Source organism: Kluyvera sp. EC_51 (genome assembly GCF_019584505.1).
Classification (GTDB): Bacteria; Pseudomonadota; Gammaproteobacteria; order Enterobacterales; family Enterobacteriaceae; genus Kluyvera; species Kluyvera sichuanensis.
The window spans coordinates 49,799-56,034 of sequence record NZ_VDAG01000018.1; the positions used below are offsets into that span (position 1 = coordinate 49,799).

At 55.3% G+C, this 6,236-nt stretch carries 6 protein-coding genes; 5 read left to right on the plus strand and 1 reads right to left on the minus strand.

Going from position 1 to position 6,236, the window contains the following annotated elements:
- Window positions 1–1,425: an outer membrane channel protein TolC gene (tolC, locus tag FHC49_RS05800; protein ID WP_185668390.1), complete on the minus strand. Its 1,425-nt coding sequence runs from the start codon at window positions 1,423–1,425 to the stop codon at window positions 1–3.
- Between the two features lie 210 nt (window positions 1,426–1,635).
- On the opposite strand from tolC, the gene nudF reads away from it, so the two are divergent.
- From nudF to parE, 5 genes are all read left to right on the plus strand, one after another.
- Window positions 1,636–2,268: an ADP-ribose diphosphatase gene (gene nudF / locus FHC49_RS05805; protein ID WP_220439148.1), complete on the plus strand. Its 633-nt coding sequence runs from the start codon at window positions 1,636–1,638 to the stop codon at window positions 2,266–2,268.
- A complete protein-coding gene (locus FHC49_RS05810; RefSeq protein WP_185668389.1) occupies window positions 2,265–2,690 on the plus strand; it encodes a DUF1249 family protein in 426 nt (141 codons plus the stop codon). The genes nudF and FHC49_RS05810 overlap by 4 nt, the downstream gene beginning before the upstream one ends.
- 92 nt (window positions 2,691–2,782) lie before the next feature.
- Complete coding sequence (gene cpdA / locus FHC49_RS05815) at window positions 2,783–3,610, plus strand: 3',5'-cyclic-AMP phosphodiesterase (protein ID WP_220439157.1); 828 nt, start codon at window positions 2,783–2,785, stop codon at window positions 3,608–3,610.
- Window positions 3,610–4,185, plus strand: coding sequence for an esterase YqiA (gene yqiA, locus FHC49_RS05820; protein ID WP_185668387.1), 576 nt, complete (start codon window positions 3,610–3,612; stop codon window positions 4,183–4,185). Before cpdA ends, yqiA begins: the two co-directional genes overlap by 1 nt.
- Window positions 4,186–4,212: 27 nt before the next feature.
- A complete protein-coding gene (gene parE / locus FHC49_RS05825) occupies window positions 4,213–6,108 on the plus strand; it encodes a DNA topoisomerase IV subunit B (RefSeq protein ID WP_220439158.1) in 1,896 nt (631 codons plus the stop codon).
- The last annotated feature ends 128 nt before the right edge of the window (window positions 6,109–6,236 follow it).

Sequence of the window (6,236 nt, forward strand, 5' to 3'; positions counted from 1 at the left end):
TTAGCGCAGACGCGCTTTGCTGGTCGCCGGAGAGGTGTAGCCGTCCGCTGAAGCGTCCTGCTGCGGGTTCTGCGGCGCAACGCTGTCGGTAGAGGTCGCGACGGTTTTACCCAGCGCATTGTTCAGCGCAATCAGATCCTGCTCGTTGAGCGTACCCAGCGCATTTTTAATATTCAGCTGGTTGATCAGGTAGTTATAACGCGCGCTGGAGAGCTGCTGCTTCGCGTTGTACAGCGTGGTGGTGGCATCCAACACGTCAACGATAGTACGCGTACCCACGGAGTAACCCGCTTCCATCGCGTCTAATGAACTCTGTGCAGAGACCACGGCCTGTTTGTAGGCGTTGATGCTGCTGATAGAGGCGTTGATGTTGTTGAAGGAAGAACGCACGGTCTGAACAACGGAGCGGTGCGCGCTCTCCAGCTGCTCGCTGGCGCCGACGAAGTTGTACTGCGCCTGTTTCACCTGCGAGTTAACCATCCCGCCCTGGTACAGCGGCAGGGAGAAGCTCAGGCCAATTTTGTTCTGGCCGGCGTCGTTGTCGTCGTACTGGGAACTGTGGGTTTTAGAGCCGCTGTAGGAGGTGTTTGACACCCCGGTAGAGGCGTTCAAATCCAGCGTCGGCAGATGGCCGTCCTGCGCCTGGCGAATCTGCTCACGCGCCAGGTCCTGGTTCAGGCGAGCCTGCAACAGGGAGAGGTTACGGTTTTCCGCTTCTTTCAGCAGCGAGTTAACGCCCTGCGGTTTGTCTGTTTTAAAGCTGTCGACGTTCAAAGACGCCAGCTCTGGGTAGTAGTTACCGGTCACCTGACGCAGCGCTTCAACGGCGTTGTCGAGGTTGTTACGCGCGGTCACTTCATTCGCCAGTACGGTATCGTACTGTGAACGGGCGTTCTGCACGTCGGTAATCGCCACGAGGCCCACGTTAAAGCGCTGAGTGGTTTGATCCAACTGGCGGTAAATCGCCTGTTTCTGCGCTTCGGTGTAGGAGAGTGAGTCAATCGCGCTCAGCACGTTAAAGTACGCCGTGGCGGTATTCAGGATCAGCGTCTGCTGATCGGTCTGATAGGTCACGTCCTGGATGCCTGCCGCTTTTTCCTGCAGGGTCAGAGCACGCCATTTGGACATATCAAACAGGCTTTGCGTTAACGTCAGCGAGCCGCTGGTCGCGTTGGAGTTCACGCCGTTATTGTCGCGGAAGCCATTGGTATAGGTATAATCGGCACCCAAACCTAACTGCGGTAACAGCGGGCTACGCGCTTCGTTGATCTTTTCGAATGCGGCATCGCGGTCTGCTGCGGATTTACGGAGATCTGGGTTACTGGTACGTGCCTGCTGATAGACCTGTAACAGGTTCTCTGCCTGGCTCATTGTACTGAAACCCGTAAGGCTCAGACCAATAAGGATGGGGAGCAATTTCTTCATTTGCATTTGCATTCCTTGTTGTGAAGCTTAGCGCTGATCTAATTCACAGAAAAAATATTCGCCGATTGTACCAGAGTCTGCCACGTTAAAAAGTTGTCGTAATGTGCCATCTGGCGTTAATTTGCACCAATCTACCACAGAGAGAGTGGATCCTAAGATAAACGGATTTTAAATCCACAATTTCATCATAATTACAGCATAGGCAAGGCCATGACAAAATCACGTAACCCAGTGGTTACCCTCTCGAAAAACGATGTAGAAATTATTGCACGAGAAACGGTATATCGCGGTTTTTTTTCGATTGATGTGTACCGTTTTCGCCATCGTCTGTTCAACGGCGAGATGAGCGGTGAAGTCCGGCGCGAAATTTTTGAGCGCGGTCACGCTGCAGTCTTGCTACCCTTTGACCCAGTGCGTGACGAAGTGGTGCTGATTGAGCAAATTCGCATTGCGGCCTATGACACCAGTGAAACCCCTTATCTGCTGGAGATGGTAGCCGGCATGATTGAAGAGGGTGAAAGCGTAGAGGATGTGGCGCGTCGCGAATCGCAGGAAGAGGCCGGGCTTGAACTCGGCCGGGTAAAAGAGTGTCTGAGTTATCTGGCAAGCCCTGGCGGCACCAGCGAGCGCCTGACCATTATGGTGGGCGAAGTGGATGCAACAACGGCCAAAGGTATTCATGGCCTGGCGGATGAACACGAAGATATCCGGGTTCATGTGGTAAGCCGGGAGTACGCTTATCAATGTGTAGAAGAGGGAAAAATTGACAACGCAGCCTCTGTCATCGCTTTGCAATGGCTACAGCTGCATTATCAGGACTTACGAAAAGAGTGGACCAAATGAAGCGTTACACGCCTGACTTCCCAGAAATGATGCGCCTGTGCGAGACCAATTTCGCACAATTACGTCGCTTACTGCCGCGCGTTGATGAAGCCGGCGAAACGGTGAACTATCAGGTGGCCAATGCGCAATATCGGTTAACGATAACAGAATCAACCCGCTACACTACGCTGGTAACGGTTGAGCAGACGCACCCGGCGGTGAGCTACTGGAGCCTGCCGTCGATGAGCGTGCGGCTGTATCATGATGCGATGGTGGCTGAAGTGTGTTCAAGTCAGCAGATCTTTCGCTTCAAAGCGCGATATGATTATCCAAATAAAAAGTTGCATCAACGCGACGAAAAGCATCAAATTAATCAGTTTTTAGCTGATTGGCTAAGATACTGTTTAGCACATGGAGCGATGGCGATTCCGGTTTGTACATAGCACCTTTCAGGCTGTATCTGGGACGCTGCCAGCGATGACGCAGCATGAAAGGATGATGTGTATGTTTGCATCGTGAAACCTAAGGACACCATTTGGAAAGCCTTTTAAACCTTCCTCTGGCTGGTGGGGCCAGTGTCAGGGTACTGCAAATCACTGATACTCACCTGTTTGCGGAAAAAGATGAAACGCTGTTAGGCGTGAACACCTGGGCAAGCTATCACGCCGTCTTGCAGGCTATTCATGCCTCGGCGCGTGACGTTGACCTGGTGGTGGCAACGGGCGATTTAGCGCAGGATCACTCATCCGCGGCCTATCAGCACTTTGCTGACGGCATCGCGAGTTTCGCTGCACCCTGCGTTTGGTTGCCGGGGAATCATGACTTCCAGCCATCCATGTACAGCACGCTTCAGGACGCGGGGATCTCCCCGGCCAAGCGCGTACTGGTGGGCGAAAACTGGCAGATCCTCCTGCTGGATAGTCAGGTGTTCGGCGTGCCGCACGGCGAGCTGAGCGAGTTCCAGCTTGAGTGGCTGGAAAAACGGCTGGCGGAAGCGCCGGACCGGCACACGCTGCTGCTGTTGCACCATCATCCGCTGCCAGCGGGATGCAGCTGGCTCGATCAGCACAGCCTGCGTAACGCAGGGGCGCTGGATAATGTGCTGGTGCGCTACCCGCGCGTAAAAAACCTGCTTTGTGGCCACATTCATCAGGAACTGGACGTCGACTGGAACGGCCGCCGCATCATGGCGACGCCGTCAACCTGCGTACAGTTTAAACCGCACTGTGCCAACTTCACGCTGGATACCGTTTCCCCTGGGTGGCGCTGGCTTGAGCTGCATGACGATGGTTCATTAACCACCGAAGTCTGCCGCCTTGCCGGGTGCGAATTCCATCCTGATACCGCATCTGAAGGTTATTGATGTCGACGCTTCTTTATCTGCATGGATTCAACAGCTCTCCGCTGTCAGCAAAGGCTACGGCGCTGAAGCAGTGGCTGGCGGAGTACTATCCCGACGTGAATATGCTGATCCCGCAACTGCCGGCCTATCCGGCGGAAGCGGCGGAGATGCTGGAAGCGCTGGTGCTGAAACACGGCGGTGAACCACTGGGCATCGTGGGGTCATCGCTGGGCGGCTATTATGCAACCTGGTTATCCCAATGTTTCATGCTGCCAGCGGTGGTGGTGAACCCGGCGATACGCCCGTTTGAGCTGCTGGTGAATTTCCTTGGGCCGAATGAGAATCCCTACACCGGGCAGCAATATGTGCTAGAGTCACGCCATATTTACGATCTCAAAGTCATGCAAATTGACCCACTGGAGGCACCGGATCTTATCTGGCTGCTTCAGCAGACCGGCGACGAAGTGCTTGATTACCGCCAGGCCGTGAACTATTTCGCCTCCTGCCGACAAACGGTAGAGGAGGGCGGTAATCACGCATTTATCGGCTTTGAAGATCACTTCACACAGATTATCGATTTTCTGGGGTTGCATTAAGCAGCGCCAACTACCTACGAATAGATCATGACGCAATCTTCTTATAACGCTGATGCCATTGAGGTACTCACCGGGCTTGAGCCGGTTCGCCGCCGCCCGGGGATGTACACAGATACCACACGCCCGAACCACCTTGGTCAGGAAGTGATTGATAACAGTGTGGATGAAGCGCTTGCCGGACACGCGAAGCGTGTTGAGGTTATTCTTCATGCCGATCAATCACTGGAAGTGATCGACGACGGTCGCGGCATGCCCGTCGATATCCACCCGGAAGAGGGCGTACCGGCGGTTGAGCTGATCCTCTGTCGTCTGCACGCGGGCGGTAAGTTCTCCAACAAAAACTATCAGTTCTCCGGCGGCCTGCACGGCGTGGGGATCTCGGTGGTCAACGCCCTGTCGAAGCGCGTTGAGGTCAACGTTCGCCGTGATGGTCAGGTTTACACCATTGCGTTTGAAAACGGCGACAAGGTGGAAGATCTGCACGTCACCGGTACCTGCGGTAAACGTAATACCGGGACCAGCGTCCACTTCTGGCCGGACGAAAGCTTCTTCGACAGTCCGCGTTTTTCCGTTTCCCGCTTAAGCCACCTGCTGAAAGCGAAAGCGGTACTCTGCCCCGGCGTTGAAATCGTCTTTAAAGACAAAGTGAACGACACCGAACAGACCTGGTGCTACGCCGATGGTCTGAACGACTATCTTTGCGAAGCCGTGAACGGCCTGCCGCTGCTGCCGGAAAAACCGTTTGTCGGTAACTTCTCCGGCGAAACCGAAGCGGTGGACTGGGCGCTGCTGTGGCTGCCGGAAGGCGGCGAGCTGCTGACTGAAAGCTACGTCAACCTGATCCCGACCATGCAGGGCGGGACACACGTCAACGGCCTGCGTCAGGGTCTGCTTGACGCGATGCGCGAGTTCTGTGAATACCGCAACATTCTGCCACGCGGCGTGAAGCTGTCGGCGGAAGATATCTGGGACCGCTGCGCCTACGTGCTGTCGGTGAAGATGCAGGATCCGCAGTTCGCCGGGCAGACGAAAGAGCGTCTCTCTTCCCGTCAGTGCGCGGCGTTTGTCTCTGGCGTGGTGAAAGATGCCTTCAGCCTGTGGCTGAACCAGAACGTCCAGGCCGCCGAGCTGCTGGCCGAAATGGCGATTTCCAGCGCCCAGCGTCGTCTGCGCGCGGCGAAAAAAGTGGTGCGTAAAAAGCTCACCAGCGGCCCGGCGCTGCCGGGTAAACTGGCCGACTGTACCGCGCAGGATCTCGCCCGCACCGAACTGTTCCTCGTCGAAGGTGACTCCGCAGGCGGTTCTGCCAAGCAGGCGCGCGATCGTGAATTCCAGGCGATCATGCCGCTCAAAGGTAAGATCCTCAACACTTGGGAAGTCTCTTCTGATGAAGTGCTGGCCTCGCAGGAAGTGCACGATATTTCCGTGGCGATCGGTATCGATCCGGACAGTTCGGATCTGAGCCAGCTGCGCTACGGCAAGATCTGTATCCTCGCGGATGCTGACTCCGATGGTCTGCACATCGCGACGCTGCTGTGCGCGCTGTTCGTGAAGCACTTCCGCGCGCTGGTGAAAGAAGGTCACGTCTATGTGGCGCTGCCGCCGCTGTACCGTATCGATCTGGGCAAAGAGGTTTACTATGCCCTGACCGAAGAGGAAAAAGCGGGCGTGCTGGAGCAACTCAAACGTAAAAAAGGCAAGCCGAACGTCCAGCGCTTTAAAGGTCTGGGTGAGATGAACCCGATGCAGCTGCGCGAAACTACGCTCGATCCGAACACCCGCCGCCTGGTGCAGCTGTACATCACCGATGAAGATGAACAGCAGACTGATGCCACCATGGATATGCTGCTGGCCAAGAAGCGTTCGGAAGATCGCCGTAACTGGCTGCAGGAGAAAGGCGATATGGCGGAGCTGGAAGCCTAAAACCTTGCCGGATGGCGCTTCTGTACGACCGGATACATAGGTAACACTTCAGACCGGGAACATAGGTAACACTTTCCTAGTCTATCCGGATAATACTACGGCTTTTCCGGTCATAGTAAGCAAGCGTT

Coding starts and splice junctions, on each gene's coding strand:
- tolC (WP_185668390.1), bottom strand. CDS start 1,425: ATGAAGAAATTGCTCCCCATCCTTATTGGTCTGAGCCTTACGGGTTTC.
- parE (WP_220439158.1), top strand. CDS start 4,213: ATGACGCAATCTTCTTATAACGCTGATGCCATTGAGGTACTCACCGGG.
- nudF (WP_220439148.1), top strand. CDS start 1,636: ATGACAAAATCACGTAACCCAGTGGTTACCCTCTCGAAAAACGATGTA.
- FHC49_RS05810 (WP_185668389.1), top strand. CDS start 2,265: ATGAAGCGTTACACGCCTGACTTCCCAGAAATGATGCGCCTGTGCGAG.
- yqiA (WP_185668387.1), top strand. CDS start 3,610: ATGTCGACGCTTCTTTATCTGCATGGATTCAACAGCTCTCCGCTGTCA.